Annotated in this window: 10 protein-coding genes; 7 read left to right on the top strand and 3 right to left on the bottom strand. The window is 74.4% G+C overall.

Annotated features, from left to right (window positions below; all coding sequences use genetic code 11):
- Window positions 1–1,578, bottom strand: coding sequence for an ABC transporter substrate-binding protein (locus LV78_RS02195; protein WP_253842918.1), 1,578 nt, complete (start codon window positions 1,576–1,578; stop codon window positions 1–3).
- 168 nt (window positions 1,579–1,746) lie between these two features.
- Between LV78_RS02195 and pdxA the strand changes: the two genes are divergently transcribed.
- The 3 genes from pdxA to LV78_RS02180 all read left to right on the top strand — a co-directional run bounded on the left by pdxA (window position 1,747) and on the right by LV78_RS02180 (window position 6,289).
- Complete coding sequence (gene pdxA, locus LV78_RS02190; protein ID WP_253842917.1) at window positions 1,747–4,242, top strand: 4-hydroxythreonine-4-phosphate dehydrogenase PdxA; 2,496 nt, start codon at window positions 1,747–1,749, stop codon at window positions 4,240–4,242.
- An 11-nt stretch (window positions 4,243–4,253) separates the two neighbouring features.
- A complete protein-coding gene (locus LV78_RS02185) occupies window positions 4,254–5,093 on the top strand; it encodes a DeoR/GlpR family DNA-binding transcription regulator (RefSeq protein ID WP_253842916.1) in 840 nt (279 codons plus the stop codon).
- Window positions 5,094–5,437: 344 nt separating this feature from the next.
- Window positions 5,438–6,289, top strand: a complete 852-nt coding sequence (locus LV78_RS02180) for a MerR family transcriptional regulator (protein WP_253842914.1) — start codon at window positions 5,438–5,440, stop codon at window positions 6,287–6,289.
- Window positions 6,290–6,343: 54 nt separating this feature from the next.
- On the opposite strand, the gene LV78_RS02175 is transcribed toward LV78_RS02180, so the two are convergent.
- Window positions 6,344–7,414 (bottom strand): hypothetical protein, encoded by a 1,071-nt coding sequence (locus tag LV78_RS02175; protein WP_253842912.1) that lies wholly within the window; start codon window positions 7,412–7,414, stop codon window positions 6,344–6,346.
- Window positions 7,415–7,624: 210 nt separating this feature from the next.
- Window positions 7,625–11,539 (bottom strand): phosphodiester glycosidase family protein, encoded by a 3,915-nt coding sequence (locus tag LV78_RS02170; protein WP_253842910.1) that lies wholly within the window; start codon window positions 11,537–11,539, stop codon window positions 7,625–7,627.
- Between the two features lie 156 nt (window positions 11,540–11,695).
- Here LV78_RS02170 and LV78_RS02165 point away from each other — a divergent pair, with 156 nt between their 5' ends.
- From LV78_RS02165 to LV78_RS02140, 4 genes are all read left to right on the top strand, one after another.
- A complete protein-coding gene (locus LV78_RS02165; RefSeq protein ID WP_253842909.1) occupies window positions 11,696–13,591 on the top strand; it encodes a S1 family peptidase in 1,896 nt (631 codons plus the stop codon).
- A gap of 211 nt (window positions 13,592–13,802) precedes the next feature.
- Window positions 13,803–16,619 (top strand): serine/threonine-protein kinase, encoded by a 2,817-nt coding sequence (locus tag LV78_RS40500; RefSeq protein WP_308208657.1) that lies wholly within the window; start codon window positions 13,803–13,805, stop codon window positions 16,617–16,619.
- Window positions 16,620–16,952: 333 nt separating this feature from the next.
- A complete protein-coding gene (locus LV78_RS02145) occupies window positions 16,953–18,347 on the top strand; it encodes a vWA domain-containing protein (RefSeq protein ID WP_253842908.1) in 1,395 nt (464 codons plus the stop codon).
- Entirely contained in the window at window positions 18,344–19,624 is a 1,281-nt protein-coding gene (locus tag LV78_RS02140) for a hypothetical protein (RefSeq protein WP_253842906.1), read from the top strand. Before LV78_RS02145 ends, LV78_RS02140 begins: the two co-directional genes overlap by 4 nt.
- The last annotated feature ends 58 nt before the right edge of the window (window positions 19,625–19,682 follow it).

Here is a 19,682-nt window from a genome sequence, read left to right as displayed (position 1 = left end):
TCACCCCTCCAGCTTCGTCGCGCTGAGGTCGTAGGAGTTGTTCGGCGCCAGCGCCAGGCCGCCCACCCGCTCGCGCCTGGCCAGCACCGCGTTCGGCACGAACGCCCACAGGCACGGCCAGGTGTCCCAGATCGCGTCCTGCGCCCGCTCCAGCAGCCCGTCCCGCAGCGCGCCGTCCGGCTCGGCCGACGCCGCCGAGATCAACTGCTCCACGTGCGGGAAGACGTAGCCCTGGTAGGTGTCGCGGGTGGCCTCCTTGGCGGCGGTCCCGCCGTACATGCCCTGCAGGCTGGTCAGCGCCAGGCCGGTCGGGTTGCCGTACCCGTTGCCCAGCACGTCCCAGTCGCCCGCCTTGCCCTGCCGCCACGCGGAGATCTCACCGCCCGGCTGGAACTCGCGCAGCCTGGTGCGCACCCCCACCTCGCCCAGCATCTGGGTGACCGCCTCCATCACGAACGCGTCGCTCGCGAACTCGCCGGACTCCCAGATGACGGTCAGCTCCAGGTCGCGCACGCCCGCCGCGTCCAGCATCTGCCTGGCCTTGCGCGGGTCGTGCGCGTACGCGTGCTTGCCGGTCGCGCCGCGCAGCGTCGCCGACACCACGCCCGTCGCCGACCGCACCGAGCCGACCAGCACGTCCTCCACCAGCGCCCGCTGGTCGATCGCGTAGGTCAGCGCCTCGCGCACCAGCGGGTTCGACAGCGGGTGGTCGGCGGGCTTGCGGAAGTTGTAGAACAGCTGGTTGGTGCGGGTGCCCTCGACCGACTCGACGCGCACGCCGGGCAGACCGGCGAGCTGGTCGGCCGAGTCAGGGGAGATCGTGTCGATGACGTCGACCTCGCCCGAGCGGATCGACACCACCCGGCTGGACTCGTCGGGCACGAACCGCACCCGCACCTCGTCCACCGGCGCGCGGGCGCCCCAGTAGTTCTCGTTGCGGCGCAGGGTGTAGTCCCCGGTTCCCCGGTTCGACGCGGTGACCACGTACGGGCCGGAGCCGACGCCGGACTGGAGCTCCTCCGCCCGGTTGGCCGCCGACGGCGTGATCAGGATGTTCGCCATCAGGTAGTCCAGCACCGGGAACGGGCGCTCGGTCTCCAGCGTGAACGTGCGCTCGTCCCGCTGCTCCAGCACCGGCCACTCCGGGAAGAACGCGGCCAGGAACGAGCCCTGGACCTGCTGGTACAGCTCCAGCGCGGTCGCGACGTCGGCCACCGCGACCGGGCTGCCGTCCGAGTAGCGCACCCCCTCGCGCAGGCGCACGGTCCACTGCGTGGGGGTGGTCAGCTCGAAGCGGTCGGCCAGCACGTTCGCCACGCCGAGGTCCCCGTCGATCCTGGTCAGCGCCTGGCGCACCGCGCGCTGCACGGTGACCGCCGCGTCGAACTGGTTCAGCTTGTTGTCCAGGCTCACCAGCGAGCGGTTCAGCGCGAGGCTCAGGGTGCCCGGCCCGGCGGCCCCGGCGGGGCCCGCGCAGGCGGACAGGGCGGGGCCGAGGGCCGCGCCCGCGCCGACGAGGGCGCCTAGGCGCAGGAACGAACGGCGGGAGTGCCCGTGCCGGGGTCCTGGTGGGGTCATCGTCGACCTCTCGCTTCAATGCGGCTGGCGGTGTTGCCCTGGTCACTACGGTAAGCACTTCTGCGCGTTCCGCGCAAGCACCTAGCGCGTTCCGTGCAATTTGTGCCACTCTGTGAACGGGCGGCCACCGGGGCCCGCCCACGACGACGGGAAGACGACGGTAACGCGATGAACAGTGCCGATCCGGTCGGCGGGGCCGTGGAGGAGGTGCTCCTCCACGCGCTCGCGGACGACCTGTCCGGCGCGGCGGAGGTCGCCGCGCTGCTCACAACGCGCAATCGCGCCGCCGCGCTCGTGCTCTCCGGGGCGCCGGTCGGGCCGGTCGCGGTGACCGATCTGGACGCCAGGCACCTGACCGGGGCCGAGGTGTCCGCGCGTGCGCGTGCCGCCGTCGCGCTCGCGCCTCGCGCGCGGGTGCTCGTGAAGCTGGACTCGCTGCTGCGCGGGCCGCTGCCCGAGCTGGTCGGGGCGGTCGGACCGGTCGTGGTGGCGACCGCGCTGCCCGCGCTGGGGCGGGTCGTGCGCGGCGGCGCGGTGCTCGTCGACGGCAGGCCGCTGGGGGAGTCGGCCGCGTGGGCGACCGAGGGCGCGCGGGCGCCCGCCGGGGTGCCCGAGGCGCTGGAACCGCTGGTCACGCGGGTGGTGCCGGTGGACGTGGTGCGCTCGGACGGGCTGCGGGAGGTGCTGGCCGCGCTGGTCGCGGACGGGGTCGTGCCGGTGTGCGACGCGGAGACCGACGAGGACCTGGACGCGGTGGTGGCTGCCACGCCTGATCGAGTGGCGTTGGCCGGGTCCGGTGGGATCGCCGCGGCGGTCGGGCGGTGGTTGCGGTCGGTCGAGGGCTGCGGCGCCGCTGGCCCGGAGGGGGAAACCGCAGGTGGCGCGGCGCGGCTGCGCGGAACGCGCAGTCACCCGCTGATCGTGGTCGGCAGCGCCGAACCCGCCGCGGACGCGCAGGTGCGGGCGCTGGTGGCGACCGGTGTGACCGAGCGCTTGCTCCATCCAGCGGACCTGGCAACCGGGGCCATTTACCCTGACCCCCTGACCGGTGACACCCGGTTCGGTGAAATCCAGCCCGGAGACGAGCGGGCGGGCGACACCCGAGCCGGTGGTGGCGCCGACGTGGACGCGGTCGAGCCCGGCTCGGTCGCCACCGCGGGTGACAGCGCCGCACCAGGTGCCCCCCTCGGCGCTGTCACCCGCGGGTCAACCCCGGAGGCCGGGGGCTCGGAGGCCGAGGGCTCGGCGGTCGACGGGACCTCCCCGCTCGACGCCCTCCGCGTCGCCGTCGCCGAGGCGCTGCGCCTCGGACCCGTGGTGCTCAGACCCGCGCGCGACGCGCCCGTCGACCCCGCCCGCTCCCGCGCGCTGTCCGTCGCGCTGGCCCGCGTGGCCGCCGACGCGGTGCGCGGCACCACCACCCCGCTCGCGCTGACCGGTGGCGAGACCGCGCGGCGGGTGCTCGACGCGCTCGGCGTGCGCTCCCTGCGCCCCCTCGGCTCCGTGCACCACGGGGCCGTCCTCGCCCTCGCCGACGACGAACGGCTCGTCGTCACCCGTCCGGGCAGCTTCGGCGGTCCGGACTCGCTGATCCGCATCGCCGCCGCGCTGAGCGGCGGCGCGAACCACCCGACGGAAGGCACGACACCCATGAGCAGCACCGCAACCACTCCGCTGATCGCCGTCACGATGGGCGACGGCGCCGGGGTCGGTCCCGAGGTCGTCGTCGGCGCGCTGGTCGAGCCGCGCGACGACTGCCGACCCGTCGTCGTCGGCGACGCCGCCCGGCTGCGCGCCGCCGCCGAGGTCCTCGGGCTCGACGCCGACGTCGTCGCCGTCGAGAAGGTCTCCGACGCCGAGTTCACCCCCGGCCGCATCAACGTCATCGACCTCGGCCTGCTCCCCGCCGACCTGCCGTGGGGCCGGCTGTCCGAGGTCGCGGGCAACGCCTCCTACGAGTACATCAGGGTCGCCGCCGAGCTGGCGATGAAGGGCGAGGTCCAGGGCATCTGCACCGCCCCGCTGAACAAGGAGGCCCTGCACGCCGCCGGTCACCGCTACCCCGGCCACACCGAGCTGCTCGCGCACTTCTGCGGCGTGCCCGAGGTGTCGATGATGCTGAGCACGCCCAAGGTCCGGGTCATCCACGTGACCACCCACATCGGGCTGATCGACGCGGTCAACCGCATCGAGCCCGGTCTCGTCGAGCGCACCGTCCGCCGGGGCCACGAGGCGCTGGAGCGGGCGGGCGTGCCCAACCCGCGCATCGCCGTGTGCGGCATCAACCCGCACGCGGGCGAGAACGGGCTGTTCGGCTACGGCGAGGAGGAGGAGAAGATCGCCCCCGCGATCGAGGCGCTGCGCGCGGCGGGCATCGACGCGCGCGGCCCGGTGCCCGCCGACACCGCGTTCTTCGTCGCGGGGCGCGGTGACTACGACCTGGTGGTGGCCATGTACCACGACCAGGGCCACGGCCCGGTCAAGGTGCTGGGGATCGAGGCGGGGGTGAACATCACCGTGGGCCTGCCGGTCATCCGCACCTCGGTCGACCACGGCACCGCGTTCGACATCGCCGGAACGGGGAAGGTTGACGTGCGGAGCATGATCGAGGCGCTGCGCCAGGCGGCGCAGATGTCGCCGAGCCCGGCGGCAGCCACGAGCTGAAGGAGGCAGGCGTGGTCTCGTGGGACGTCCAGTACCCCCAGCACCGGGGGGCGAGGTGGCGGCGCGCGCAGATCGTGGAGCTGGCCACCACGAGCGGGCTGGCGTCGGTGGAGGAGCTGGCGGGCGAGTTCGACGTCACCGCCTCCACGATCCGCCGCGACCTGGCGCAGCTCACCGCGGACGGCAAGCTCGCCCGCACCTACGGCGGAGCCATCGCGCTGGCCACGCACCTGGAGAGCTCGCTCCGCCAGCGCGTCGGGGACGCCTACCAGGCCAAGCGCGGCATCGCCCGGTGGGCGGCCAGGCAGGTCGCGCCCGGTGAGACGGTGCTGCTCGACGCCGGGTCCACGGTCGGGGCGCTGGCCCACGAGCTGCGCGCCGCCGCGCCGCCGCTCACCGTGGTGACCACCGGCCTGACCGCGCTGCAGGCGCTGGCCGACGTGGACGAGGTGCGCGTGGAGTGCCTCGGCGGGACGCTGCGGCACGTGTCGCAGGGCTTCGTCGGACCGCTCGCGGAGGCCTCGCTGGAGCGGCTGACCTTCGACCGGGCGTTCCTGGGCGCGGACGGGGTGACCGCCGACCGGGGCATCAACGAGGCCGACCTTGACCAGACCAGGTTGAAGGAGCTGATGGCCAGGCGGGCGGACTCGGTGTACGTGCTGGCGCACGCCGACAAGCTGGGGCGCAAGCCGTTCCACGCGTGGACGCGGCTGGAACCGGGCTGGACGCTGGTCACCGACGTCGCGGCCGAGCCGGGCGCGCTGGAGCCGTTCCAGGCGGTCGGGGTGCGGACCGTGGTGGTGGACGAGGAAGGGGTCGAGCGGGAGGAGGGGCAGCGCGCGGCGGACTGAGGCTCGCGGGGGTGGGACGTCCGGAGCGGACGCCTGGGCGGGCGCGGCCCGGTCGACAGGGCTGGGCGAGTTGCCTGGGGCGAAGTGTTCGGGACGAGACGCCTGGGGTGAGCCGCTTGGGGTGAGCCGCCTGGGGTGAGGCGCTTGGGACGAGGCACCTGGGGTGAGGCGCTTGGGTTGGGGTGTCCGAGTTGGAGCGCTTGGGTTGGGGCGCTGGGGTTTCGCTGCGCGGGACCGGTGCGTCGACCGCGAGCTGAGCGGTGCGTCGGTGGGGGCGGTCTGCCGTGGTCGGTCGTGGGCGGGTTGACTCTGACACCGTGTCAGGGACTGGACTCGGTGGCGCCATGTTGACCATCGGAGAGTTCGCCCGACGTGGGCGCGTCTCGGTCCGGATGCTGCGCCACTACGACGCCACCGGGCTGCTGCGCCCTGCCCGCACCGACCCCGCGACCGGGTACCGCCACTACACCGCCGACCAGCTCGACCTGCTCAACCGGGTCGTCGCGCTCAAGGATCTGGGGTTCACGTTGAACCAGGTCAAGGAGATCGTGGACGGTCGGGTCGGCGTCGACCGGTTGCGGGAGATGCTGCGGGGGCGGCGCGCGGAGCTGGAGGCCGTCGTCGCCGAGGCGACCGCGCGGCTGGCCCGCGTCGAGGTGAGGCTCCGGTCCATCGAGAGCGAGGGGCACATGCCCGAGCACGACGTCGTCATCAAGTCCTTGCCCGCCCAGCGCGTCGCGCGGCTGTCCGCGATCTCGCGCAGCTACGCGCCCGAGGACATCGGGCCGGTGGTCAGCCCGCTGTTCAAGCGGTTGTGCGAACTCCTCTCCGACGCCGGGATTCCCCTGGCAGGACCGGGGATCGCGCTCTACGCGGACGCCGGTGGTGGCGCGGTGACCGCGTACGCCGCGTTCCCCGTCGCCGACGCCGACCTCGGCCGGAGCGCGAACGCCGAGGGCGCGGGCGGCGACGCCGGGTTCGAGGTGGTCGACCTGCCCGCCGTCGAGCGCGCCGCGGTGATCGTGCACCGGGGGTCGATGGACGAGGTCGTGCCCACCGCGCAGGCGCTGGAGCGCTGGGTCGACGCCCACGGCCACCACGCCGACGGCTACCCGCGCGAGGTGACCCTGGAGGCCCCCGAACGCCGGGCCGACTGGGTGACCGAGCTGCAACTGCCGCTGGCCGCGACGCGCTGACCGGGTCGGACGACGGCGGGCCACCCGGAAACCGGGTGGCCCGCCCCGGACCCGTCACCCCAGGGGGTGGACCTTGATCGTGCTGCCGCCGTTGCAACCCCAGCCGCAGGTGCCGACGTAGTGGTGCTCGGGGCTCGTCATCGTGTCCCACGGCCCGCCCAGCTCGACCCGGTAGAGCCCGGCGGGCACGTCCGCGAAGGCCACCTGCCCCGCCAGGTCGGTGGCGCCGCTCGCCACGACCACGCCGGTGCGCTCCGACACCAGGCTGACCGCCAACCCGGTCACCAGCTCATCCGCGTCCACGAAGGTGTTGAAGTTCGCGTCGTGGAAGTACGTGCCGGACCAGCTGCCGGGGGGACCGGGCACCGATGCCGTGGCGAAGGTGATGACCACCCGCTCGTCCTGGCGCGCACCGGGGCCGAACTGGCAGCTCAGCACCACCGCCCCGTACCGGGGAGCCCCGGCGGGAACCGTGGCGGTGATCGGGAACGCCAGCGACGCCCCAGCCGGGATCGTCACGCCCGTGCCCCCGGTCGCCAGAGCGCCGAGGTCCACCTCGGTGGCCTGCGACCCGCTCCCCTGCGGGCAGTACGCGCGGACCCCGGTCATCTCCGACCCGGTGAGGTTGGTCAGGGTGGCCACGGCCTCGGCCCGGTCACCGGGCGCGTACTCGCCCGAGGTGAGCGCCAGCTCGGCGGCGAACCGCTCCTCGTAGCCGGGGACGGCGACCAGGTCGACCCGCGTGTCCGCGCGAACCGCGATCTTCGTCTCCGGCGTCTGCCAGCCACCGATCCTGCCGTTCGTCCCGAGGCCGTGCACGGCGGCGGGCACGTCGGTGAAGCGGAAGCGGCCGTTCGCGTCGGTGATCGTCGCGGGCGGGGACAGCGTGGGGCCGTACAGCGACACCAGGCCCCCTGGCAGCACCTCGTCCGCGCCGGGCGTCCTGTCACCGTCCCGGTCGATGCGCAGGACGCCTTCGACCGAGGAGCGGTGCTCGTCGGGCACCAGGATCGGCACCGGCTGCGACGCCCGGTTGTTGCTCTCGTCGTTCTCCCCGATCGAGTAAGCCCGGAACGCGGCCGTCCCCGGTCCGTGCCACCAGTTGGTCCGGCCGGTGACCAGCACTTCGAGACGGCCGCCGCGAGCACGGCCGAACCACGCGCCAGCGGGCGCGCGCCAATCTTGACCATGGTGAAGTCGTCCCCCGGAGTCCGGTGAGGTCGGCGCGCGCGCGGACCGAGCAGCCGCGCGCCGCAGTCCCTCGGTGCGGGAGAGTCAACCCGCCCGGCCCAGGGAGGTCCACTCCGCGCGTGCGGGGTTTCTTCGTGGCCGAAGTCAGCCGCCCACCACCACGTCCGCCCGCGCCAGCGCCCCGTTCACCGCCACCACCACCGAGACCCGCCCCGCCCGCAACCCGGTCAGCACCCCGGTGTCCACGTCCAGCCGCGCCACGTGCCACGGCCGCACCCCGTCCGCCCCGCCGACGTGCAGCCCGACCGACCCCGACCAGTCCGCGCTCATCGGGTGCACCACCGGAACCCGCCGCCCGGCCTGCTCGACCTCCGCCGACACCGCGCCCGTCCCACCGACCGGCACCGCGCTCGGCGCGCTCAACCGCAGCGCGTCCACGTGCGCCCGCACCTCCGCGCTGATCCCACCCCGTCCCACGCCGATCAGGCTCCACCCGGTGAACCCACCCGTTCCGGTGTCACCCGACGGGGCCTTCCCGGAGTTCCCGTTGACCAGGTACGGCACGCCGTCCACCCGCGACGCGGCGAACAGGCCCGCGTGCGCGCCCACGAACGCCACCGGCTTCCCGGTCGACGCCCGGAAGTCGGCCAGCCACCGCTCGACGAGCGCGGCCTCCATCCGGTCGGACAGCTCGCTGGTGCGCAGCGGTCCCGGATCGCGGGTCGGGTGGTGCTCCAGCACCACGACCGAGTCCACCTCCTCGTGCAGGTCCAGCGCTCTCCGCAACGCCACGACCTGCGCGTACCCGCCCGCGCGCAGCGTGCCCAGCGAGGTGTCCAGCAGCACGAACCGGGTGCGCCGGTGGTCGAACACCCGGTTCGTCGCCCCGAACTCGCGGCGGAAGTTGTCGATCGTGCCCGGCCCCATCACCTCGTGGTTGCCCGGCACGTAGAACCACGGCACCGCGTCGCCCAGCTCCTCGGTCAGCACCCGCCTGGCCAGCGCCAGGTCCTCCGGCGCCGCCTCGTCCACCAGGTCCCCGTTCACCACCACGAAGTCCGGCCGCTTCGCCCTGATCTCGCGCAGCGTCCGCCGCGCCGCCCGCACCAGCTCGCTGTCCGGTGCGCGGGCCACGAACTGCGCGTCGGACATGACCGCGAACCGCCACGGGCTGCCGTCGACGGTGCCGTCGCGCACCACCACGTCGTCGCGCACCACCTCGCGCGGCGGCGGTTCGGCGTCGGGCGGGACCACGGCGGTGACGTCGTCCACCACCACCTCACCCGTGTACTGGCGGTCAGCGGCGGTCTCGATCGTGTAGAAGCGCGTCACCTTGATCGGGAACGACAGCTCGCCGGGCACCGGCACCTCCAGCCGCTGCCAGCCCGCCCAGGTCAGGTAGGGGCCGTACAGCGACCGGGTGAGGCCTTGGGCGTCCACGACGGTGAAGGCCGTCCACTCGCCCCGACCGGCGGCACGTACCCACGCGCTCAGCGCCAGCGGTTTTCCCGGCACTTCCAGTGCTTGCGGCGGGTTCGCGTACGCGGTCCGGGTGCCCGTGGACTGGGTGAAGTCGTAGCGCAGCGTCAAACCCTGACCGGTGTGCCCGTCCGGGGTCGGGGAGACCGAGCCCGAGCCGCGCGCGGAGCCGAACGTCCAGCGCGCGGCGTCGTCGAACCCGGCCAGCAGGCGCTCCTCGGTGCCCACGGTGACCGGGATGCGGGTGGTGCGCCCCTGCGCGGTGACCACGATCGTGGTGGCGCCGGGCGCGCGGGCGGTCACCAGCAGCGCGCCCTCGCGCTCGCCGACCTCGACCACGGACCGGTCGTAGGACAGCGCCAGGTCGGCCGGTTCGACGGGCGCGCTGAACCCGTCGCGGTCGTAGCCGACGATCCCGACCCGCGCGTCCGCGCCGACGTCGGGCAGGCTCACCCGACCGCTGGTCGCGGACAGCCGCTCCAGCGCGCCGAGCACGGTCAGCTCCCGCCAGCCCTCGACCCGGCCCTGGCGCGCGACGACCCGCGCCGTTCCCGCCGCCGCAGCCCGGAACACGCCGTTGCCGCTGGTCGTGCCGACGAACGGGTTCGTGGACGTCCACACCGGGCGTTCGTCGGCGACCGGGCCGTAGGTCTCGTCGTACCCCTGCGCCGTCATCTTCCGGGTGAGACCTGGGAACACCCGATCGGGGCGGCCACCGGGCACCGCGCCCGAGGTCGGGGCCGTGCGCGGGTCGGTCGTGGTGGACACCCAGAACCCGGTCAGGTGACCGCTGCCGCCCGGCGCGTACAGCGCGAGCCCGTTCGGGACCGGCCGCTGCCCACCGTCCGAGGGACTGTTCTCCACCCGGACGGTGTCGCCACCCGGTTCGCGCGCCACCAGCGTGCTCGACCCGCCGCCGTCCAGGTTGAGCGCGTTGTGCGCGCCCATGTCCCGCAGCGCCTCGGCCACGTCCTTCAGGTTCAGGCCGAGCAGGTGCGCGGACTGCCTGCCGTCCACGGTGAGCAGGAACATCCGCTTGCCGTCCGCCGAGAAGCCCACGGCGGTGCGCGGGTGCGCCGGGTCGTCCGGGGCGACCACCTCGCCGTCGCGCAGCAGCACCTGGTCGCCGCCGATCGCGGCCCTCGGCGCGGAACCCCCATCACCCGCACGGGCGGTGTACCGCACGGTCAGGTGATCACCGGGCGCGACCGCCAGCGCGGTCGCCCCGGTTTCGCGGCCGAGCAGCACGTAACCGTCCTCGGGCACCCGGTCCGCGCCGATCGCGTCGCGCACCTCGGTCACGACGTCGTCGCGCACCACCACCTCGCGCACCCGCTCCGCGTCGCGCACCGCGCGCGAACGGGTGTACTCACCCCACAGCGGAGTGAACAGGGCGATGCCGTCGCGCTCCAGTTCGGCGCTGTTGAGCCGGTTCAGCGCGACGTTACCGCCGGGCAGCGCGGCCGTGCCGCTGAACAGCACCTCCATCACCCGACCGAGGCCCGCCGCGTCGATCCCGACCGCGCGCTCCCGACCGGGCGAGGCGGACTTGACCGGCACGCCGTCGCGCACGGCCGCGCCCTCGGGGGCGCCGGAGTTGTTGATGTCGAAGAAGTCGCCGTTCACCGCCGCGACCGCGCGGGTGCGGTCGGCCTGCTCGGACAGCGGCGCGGCGGACGTGACGGAACCGGGGTCGAGGTAGTCGACCTTCGCGCCGCCGGTCAGGTCGACGGTGAGCGCGTCACCCCGGACCCAGCCGTCCGCGCGGTACCAGTCGAAGGAGGTCAGCTCGACGCCGGGCGCGACGGGGCGGGCCGTGCGGTCGGTCTCCAGGTGCTCGCGCGAGGCGGTGGTGGCGAGGTCGGGGAGGTCGGGGTGCGGTTGGGGGGAGTGGGGTGGTGCCGAGGCGGGGGACGCCTCGTCGTGCGCGGAGGCGGCGGATGCCTTGCCGTTGTGCGCGGAGGCGGGGGATGCCTCGCTGTCGTATGTGGAGGTGGGTGACGCCTCGCTGTTGTGCGCGGAGGACGGTAATGCCTCGCCGACGTGTGGGTAGGCGGGTAGTGCCTCGCTGTTGTGCGTGGAGTAGGGGAGCGCCTCGCCGACGTGTGGGTAGGTGGGGAGTGCCTTGCTATTGTGCGTGGAGTAGGGGAGCGCCTCGCCGACGTGTGGGTAGGCGGTTAGTGCTTCGCCGACGTGCGCGGAGGAGGGGGACGCCTCGTCGTCATACGTGGAGGCGGGTAGTGCTTCGCTTTCGTGCGCCGAGACGGGTGCTGCCTCACCGTCGTGTGGGCGGGCGGGTGCTGCCTCGTCGCTGTGCGCGGAGGTGGTGAGCGTCTTGACGCCACGTACGGGGGGCTGGTGCGCCTCACCGGTTGGTGTTTTGCCGGGCGGGGCGGGGTGTGCCGAGGCTTCCGGCTCGGGGTGCGGCTGAACTGCGTCCGCCTCCGGAGTGCCTGCTCGGTCGAGTGGTCCGTCGAACACGGCCGTGTGTACCGGTCGTGCCGGGCTCTCCCCGGTGGGGGACGCCTGGACGGGGGTGGTGGTCAGGACCAGTGCCAGTGCGAGGGTTCGGAAGAGCACGGCGACTCCCGGTGGTTGCTGTTTCACCCGCTGTCATTGGAGCGGGTGAACGGCGGACCGAACAGGGTGGTTCCACTGAGCGCCACTGGTCCGTTCGAGGGTTCACGGCGCGGAAAGCCGCACGTCACGGGCAGTTCGCTGAGTATGTTCCCGGCCGTGACCCCTGGCAGCGCTGCCAACCCGTCCTGGCGGGTGCGGCTGTGCGACGCCTCCGGAGGGGTGCTCGGCGCGGGTGTGCTGCTCGACGACCGGCGGACCGTGCTCACCTGCGCGCACGTGGTCGGTGAGGGTGCCGAGCCGGTGCTGGTCGACGTCGTGGGGCAGCGGATCGCGGCTCGGCGGGTGCGGGTCGTGCTGCCGCAGGACGACCAGCGCGGTGACGTCGCGCTGCTGGAGCTCGTCCGGCTCGCGCCCGAGGGGAGCGGGACGCTGCTGCACCGGGTCGGGGTGAGCTGGGGGCGGGTGGTGCGCACGTTCGGTTACCCCCACCGCTACTCGGACGGGGTGTGGACGAGCCTCACGCTCGCCGCCGGGGCCGGACCGGGGCAGGAGTGGGTGCAGATGAACACCCTGCCGCGACAGCGGGCGGTGACCGCCGGGTTCAGCGGGGCCGGGGTGGCTGACGACCTCACGGGTGACGTGGTGGGGATCGTGGTGAGCGCCGACCTCGATCGGGAGGTCGGACTGGCGTGGATGCTGCCGGTGGAGACGGTGCTGGCGCACCTGCCGTCCACGGCGGGGTTCGTGGCCGAGGACAGCGAGGCCGAGCGGGAGTTGAGCGCGCCGGGGAGCACGGCGGCGGCGCGGCGGGTCGTGGACTGGTTGGCGCGGGACCGGGGGCTGTTGGTGCTGGTGGGGGCCGATCTCGCGGTGCTGCGGTGGTTGGCGGTGCTGGGGAGTCGGGACCTGCGGTCGACCTCGTCGGGATCGTCGGCGGGGGTCGTGCCTGGGGCGGTGGGGGCGGTGCCCGAGGTGGGGAGCGTGGACTTCGCGGTGGACGCGACCGGGTTGGGCGTGGACGAGGTGCACCGGCGGCTTGAGGCGCAGATGGGGTGGTTCCGGGGGAGTGGGGGACACCCGGACGGGCGGGTGATGACCGGGGGTGATGGTGGTGGGGGCGGGGGTGTTCCTGGGGCCGATGTGATCGGTTCCGGTGGTGACGCGGCTGTTCCCGATGCCGGTGCGATTGCCCCTGTGGACGTTTCGGCCGGTGCCGGTACCGGTGCCGGAGCCGATGTTTGCGGCGGTGCCGATAGTTGTAGTGGCGGCGGTGCTGCTGCCGATGGTGCCGGTCGTGGTGGCGGCGGTGCTGGTACCGGTTCCGGTGGTACCGGTGCCGGTGGCGGCGGTAACAGTGCCGGTGGTGGCGGTGCTGGTGGCGGTGTGGCGTTCGGAGTGAGGGCGACCGCAGGGGGATTTGGGGCCGCTGGTGCGAGTGCTGCTGGTGCTTCCGGTGTCGGCGGTATCGGTGGTGGGCGTGGTGGGCCGGTGACCGTGGTCGTCAGCGGGGTCGACGCGGCCACCGATCCTGGCGGGTTGCTTGAGCACGTGGTGAAACCGCTGGTCAGGGGTGGTAGTCGGGTGGCGCTCGGGTTTCACCGGGACGACGCGCCCGCGCTCGCCTCGGTGCGCGCCTGGCAGGCCGACGAGCACTCCGGGCGGCTCACCGCGCTCGGCGCGCGCATTCGCGACCTCGCCCACCTGGAGCGCGCGGCCGGTGGGCTGGTCAAGGCGCACTGGTTGCGGGTCGACCTGATGGGGTTGCGGGCCTCGCTGGACGAGGCCGGGCTGGTGTCGCTGGAGCGTCGGGTGTGGCGGTACGGGATCGAGGCCGAGGGGCGGCTCGCCCGCGCCGTCCGCGAGCTGGAGGGCCTGCGGCGCCTGCTCGACGCGTCCGCCGAGCTGGCCGCCGACCACGGGCACGAGGAGGACCTCGAACTCGGCGAGTTGTACCGGCGGGCCCGCGCGGCGCTCTCCCGTCTCCCGGCTGACCCGGACGCGTGTCACACGGCCGTGTTCGCGCACCTGCACGCGGTCATGGGGAAGACGTGATCGCCCCGCGTTCGGCGGCTGCCGTCGGAGTGGTCACGCGATTACCTTTCGGGGACAACGGGTTCACCCGTCAGGAGGTCGCGCCGTGACCGCGTGCTCCCACCCCGGCTGCGTCGGGACGATCGAGGCCACCGGGTTCTGCGACACCTGCGGCAGGGAGGCCCGTGCTCCCGTTCGGGTTCACCCTTCCGAGGGGCAGCGGTCACGGGCCGTGCCACCGTCTGGGGCGGGGCGCGAACACCTGTCCCTGCCGGTCTTCTCGTTCCCCGAACCGCTCAGCCGCGTCCAGGAGAACCCGCGCACCCGCACCAGGGCACGGCTCTGCGGGAACGGCGGGTGCGAGGCGAAGATCGGCTCCGGGTACGCCGGTCAGCCCGCGCTGCCCGAGGGGTACTGCCCGGAGTGCGGCCACTTCTACTCGTTCCTGCCCGCGCTGCACCGCGACGACGAGGTCGGCGGCCAGTACCGCGTCGTCGGACCGCTCGCGCAGGGCGGGCTCGGCTGGGTCTACCTCGCCCGCGACCGGCGGTTGGACGACAACCTGGTGGTCCTCAAGGGGATGATCAGCGCGGGGGACACGCCGCTCGCCGAGGCTGAGCGGAGGGCGCTGACCGCCGTCGACCACCCGAGCATCGTCCGGATCGTCAACTTCGTCACCCACCGTGATCGGCGGTCCGGTCAGGAGCGGGTGTACATCGTGATGGAGTTCGTGGACGGGCTCGTGCTGCAGGACGTCGCCACGGGGGTCGCGCTCGGTGAGCGGTTGCGGGCCGAGCACGTCGTCACGATCGGGCGAGAGGTGCTGGCCGCGCTCGGGTACTTGCACGGGCGGGGGTTGGTGTACTGCGACATGAAGCCCGACAACGTGATCCTGCGCCCCGGACGGGTGGGTGGTGGTGACAGTCGGGTGAAGGTGATCGACCTGGGCGCGGTGCGGCGGATCGGTGAGCGCGTCGGGATCATCGGCACGGAGGGGTTCCAGGTCGACGCGGCCGAGATCGCCGCGGACGGAGTCACCCCGCGCTCGGACCTGCACGCGCTCGGGCAGACCCTGCGGCGGTTGGCTGCGGCGAGCGCCGACACGGTCGGTGAGCCGGGGGAGCTGCGGTCGGGGCTGGAGTCGTTCGGGCACGCGCTGGACCGCGCCACGCACCCCGATCCGGCGCGGCGGTTCGCGTCGGCGGTCGACATGGACCGGCAGCTGGACGGGGTGCTGCGGGAGATCGCGTCGTTGCGGGACGGGCGGCAGCGGCCGGTGGTGTCGGAGCTGTTCGAGCCCACGGCTGCGCTGGTGGACGCGGGGTTGGGCGCGGTGCCGCCGCTGGCGCATTGGGTGGAGGGGGCGCGTGGCGTGGAGGGTGCGCATTGGGTGGAGGGGGCGCGCTGGGTGGAGGGGGCGCGCTTGGGGAAGGCAGCGCGCTTGGGGGAAGGGGCGCGTTCAGCGGAGGGGGTGCGGTGGACGGAAGGCGCGGAGGGGATGGGGGAGGGGGTGTTGCCGAGCGGTCGGGATTGTGCGGCTGGGTTGCCGAGTCCTCGGTGGGACTTGGACATCGATCGGTTGGGGGACCCGAACGCGTTGTTGCGCGCGCTGCCGGACACGGCTGAGGCGAACTTGTTGCGGGCGCATGCCTTGGTGGGGCTGGGGCGTACCGGGCGGGCGCGGGGGTTGTTGAGCGTGGGTGGGCCGGTGGAAGCCGGGGGAAGCGGTGTGACCGGCCAGGCGGAGTGGGGTGGGCAGGGCTTGCCGATCGCGCGGGATGCGTTGGAGGGGCAGGGCTTGCGGGGTGCGCGGGACGGGTGGGACGAGCGGGTGAGGTGGGGGACTCGGCAGGAGTGGATCACTCAGCAGGAGGAGGACACGCGTCAGGAGCGGGACGCCCGGCAGGGGATGGACACCCGGCAGGAGGGGGTGGCCCGGCAGAGGGGGGATACCCAGAAGGGGGGTGATGCCTTGCAGGAGAAGGACTTCCGGCAGATCGGTGTGCCTGGACGCCGTGCTCCGGCGAAGGGGAGGGCTTCGCTTGGTGGCGACACTACGGCAGGTGAGGGTGTCGCACCGGCTGGTGGTCCTGGAGCTGGGAAAGAGGAGGCGTCGGGTGGTGGTTTTGCAGGTGGGAGAAGTGCGGCAGTGGGTGGAGGGCTGCCAACGGATGGGGGTGTGGTGGCTGGGGGAAGCGTTGCGGCAGGTCGTGGGGTGGCTGGGAGTGAGGGTGTGGTGCGGGGTGAGTTAGGAGGTCGTTCGGAGGGGGTGGGGAGTTGGGGGGTGTTCAGGACGGTTCGGTGGCGGAGTTGGGGGACTGCTGCTTGGAGGTGGGTTACCCGAGTGGGGGTGTGGCGGGGGGGTGGGGTGGGGCGGTTCGGGGGAGTGGCCAGGGCAGGCTTGGGGGAAGAGGGGCGGGACAAGGAAGAGAGGGGTGGCTTGGGGTGGGGGGCCGTCCTGGAGGCTCGGCCTGATCCGCTTGATTGGCGGGTTCACTGGCTTCTCGGGGTTGCCGCGCTCGTTGACGGTGGTGACGCCCGTCCGCACTTCGTTCGCGTTCACCGCGAGGTTCCCGGTGAGACCGCGCCCGTGCTCGCCCTGGCGCTCTGCGCCGAGCAGTGCGGTGATCTGAATGAGGCTGAGCGGAGGTTCCGGTCGGCCTGGGGGCGGGATCGGTCGCAGGGGAGTGCCGCGTTCGGGTTGGCCAGGGTTCGGCTCGCCAGGGGTGACGCTGCCGGGGCGCTCGGGGTGCTCGCCCAGGTGCCTGAGGTGTCGCGGCACCGGGAGGCTGCCGCGATCGCCGCCGTCAAGGTGCTCGCCGGGGACGGGCGTCGGGATGAGGCCTTGCGTGCGCTGGCCGACCTCGCGCTCGACGGTGACGCGCACGACCGGCTCGTGGCCCACGTCCTCGATCAGGTTGAGCCGTCCACCGGGAGTGCCGCCCGTGAGCGGGCTTACCGGGATCTCGCCCGGCAGGCCCGCACCGCCGCCGAGCACGGGGCGTTGGTCGACCTCGCCAATGACGTTCGGCCTCGGACGAGGACCTGATTGGCCACCAGCACCAGCACCAGCAGCTATGCCAGCACCGCCAGCCGCCACCGCCTGGCACCACCACTACCCAGCACCCGCCCGGCACCACCGCCAACCGCCAGTACCACTGGCAACCGCCACCACTGCCAACCACCACTGCCGCCGATCACCGACCGCTGCCGACCACCAACCGCTGCCGACCACCAACCGCCGCCGCCAACCGCCGCCGCCAACTGCCGCCGACCACCAACCGCTGCCGACCACCAACCGCCGCCGCCGCCAACTGCCGCCGTCGCCAACCGCCGCCAGCCGCCTCCAACCACCACCACCCGGCACCGAGGGGAGAAGCGCGTGGGGTTCCGCCTCGCCGTCAGCCAGAACGAGCACGTCTCACCCGACGACGGCCAGGTCGACGCCGTCGTCTCCGTGATCGCCTCCGACCTGCGCGCCACCTCCACCCCCGAGCTCGCCGAGGTGCTCGCCGTCGACTGCTCCGGCTCCATGGCCCACCCGCGCACCAAGATCGCCGCCGCCCGCCTGGCCACCGAGGCCGCCGTCGACGCGCTGCGGGACGGGGTGCGGTTCGCCGTCGTGGAGGGCACCCACGTCGCGCGCATGGTCTACCCGCCCGACCGCGCGCTCGTGCCCGCCGACGACCGCACCCGCGCCGAGGCCAAGGCCGCCGCGCGCCGCCTCGTCACCGGCGGCGGCACGGCGATGGGGGCCTGGTTGGAGCTGGCCTCCGACCTGTTCGACGACCACCCGGACGCGGTGCGGCACGCCATCCTGCTCACCGACGGCATGAACGGCGAGCCGCGCGCCCGCCTGGACGCCGTGCTCGCCCGCTGCGCCGGACGGTTCACCTGCGACGCGCGCGGCATCGGGGACGGGTGGGCGCCGGACGAGCTGCGGCACGTCGCCGAGGCGCTGCACGGGGACGTCGACGCGGTGCGCGACCCCGACGAGCTGCCCGCCGACTTCCGGCGGCTGACGGACGCCGCGATGGGCAAGGTGGTCGCGGACCTCGGGCTGCGCGTGCGCCTCGCCCCGCACGCGGCGCTGCTGCGCGCCAGGCAGGTGTACCCGGCCGAGGTCGACCTGGCGGGCAGGCCGGACGGCGAGCGGGTGACCCGGTTCGGCACCGGGACGTGGGGGGACGAGCGGCGGGCGTTCCTGCTGACGCTGCGGGTGGACCTGTCCGGGTTCGCGGTGGGGGAGCGCAGGCAGGCCGCGCGGGTGGACCTGGTCGACGCCTCCGGGCAGCCCCTCGCGGAACCGGCGGCGGTGCTCGTCCGGTCGACCGACGACCCGCTGCGGTCCGGGGTGCTGGACGGGCAGGTCGCCCACTACACCAGGGAGACCGAGCTGGGCGAGCTGATCCTGGCCGGTTGCGAGGCGTACGACGCGGGGGACGGGCGTGGGGCCGAGGCCGCGTGGGGGCGGGCGGTGGCGCTGGCGGCGCGCCTCGGGAACGAGGCGTCGCTGCGGCGGTTGCGGTGGCTGGTGGACGTGGTGGGGGCGCCGGAGGACGGGGTGGTGCGGGTGCGGGCCGACCTCGCGGTGAAGGACATGCACATCGCGGCGCTCAGCTCCACGCGGTCCACCTGGGCGCCGGGGGCGCCCGAGCGCGAACCGGCGCCGCCCGCCGGGCCGGACGTGCGGTGCCCGGAGTGCGGGCGTGTCTCCGGTGCGGGGAGCCGGTTCTGCCCGCGCTGCCGTCACCCGTTCGAGGGGACGGCGCGGTGAGCGGGGACGACCGGGGAGGCGGGCCGCCCGCGCTGCCGGGGGCCGTTCCGCTGCACGTCGGCGGGGTCGCGCCCGTCGAGCCCCCGCAAGGGCGCGTCGAGCCCCCGCGAGGGCGCGCCGGGGCCGGGCCCAGGAGCCCGGCCCGCGCCGGGGGAGCGCGCCGCAGCACCCGGCGGGGCCTGCTGCGCCTGCGCGCCGCGCTCCTGCTGCTGACCGCCCTGGCCTGCGGGTCGGTGACCTGGTCGTTCGCCGCCACCACCGCCACCGCGACCTCGGTGCGCGAGCACGCCGCCCCGGCCGTCCTCCAGGCCGCCACCGCCCGGCACGCACTCGCCGACACCCACCTCGAGGCCGTCACCGTGCTGGCGGCGGCCGTGCGGGACGCGCGGGACGGGACCGCGCCCGCGCTCACCCTCCTGACCGGACCGGGGGAGGAGTACGAGAAGCGGCTCGCGCTGGCGGGCCAGTACCTCAACCAGGTCGCCGAGGACAACGTCGCGGGCCCGACGGCCAGCGCGCGCATCCAGCTCTCCGTCGAGCTGATCTCCGCCTACGCGGGCTGGATCGGCCAGGCGGGCGCGCACCTGCACCGGGACCCGGCGGGACTGCTCGGCCCCACCGACCTCTGGTACGCCTCGCGCGTGCTCACCACCCCCGACTCCGGGGTCCTGCGGCACCTCGACGCGCTGCTCACCGACCAGCGCACCGCCCTCGACGCCCTGCTCGCCGCCACCACGACCACCGCCTCGGGCACCCTCGCCCTGCTGCTGCCCGTCCTCGCCCTGGCCGCGCTCCTGGTGGTGGCCCAGGCACGCCTGTCCCGCCGGTTCCGCCGCACCTGGAACCCGCCGCTGCTCGCCGCCACCGCCCTCACCACCGCGCTCGCCGGGCTGGCGCTGTGGGGCGCGCACACCCAGGCGCGGGTGGAGGCGGCCTCGGCCGACGTGGTCGCGGTCGCCGACGGCTGGCAGCGCCGCACCGACGACGCGACCGCGCGGGCCAGGGCGGAGCTGCTCGCGATGCTCGGGCCGGGCTGCGTCGACGCCTGCGGGCCCACGGTCGCCGAGGTCGCCGGGGTGGACCCGCCCGCGGGCGCGGCGACCCTGGAGAAAGGCGCCGACCTCACCGACCGGGCGCTCACCGCCCGCACCGAGCTGGCCGACGCCGACCACGGCGCGTGGACCCCGCTGGGCCCGCTGTGCGGGGCGCTGCTGGCGGCGCTGGTGCTGCTCGGGCTGCACCCGCGCCTCGACGAGCACCGGTTCCGGCCCCGGTGACCCCGACCACGCCCACGGCCCCGACCACGCCCACGACCACGACCACGACCCCGACAGG

This window comes from Actinosynnema pretiosum, from assembly GCF_024171695.1.
GTDB classification, from domain to species: Bacteria; Actinomycetota; Actinomycetes; order Mycobacteriales; family Pseudonocardiaceae; genus Actinosynnema; species Actinosynnema pretiosum.
The sequence above is the reverse complement of the archived record's forward strand: the minus strand, read 5'-3'. Positions and strand labels throughout refer to the sequence as shown.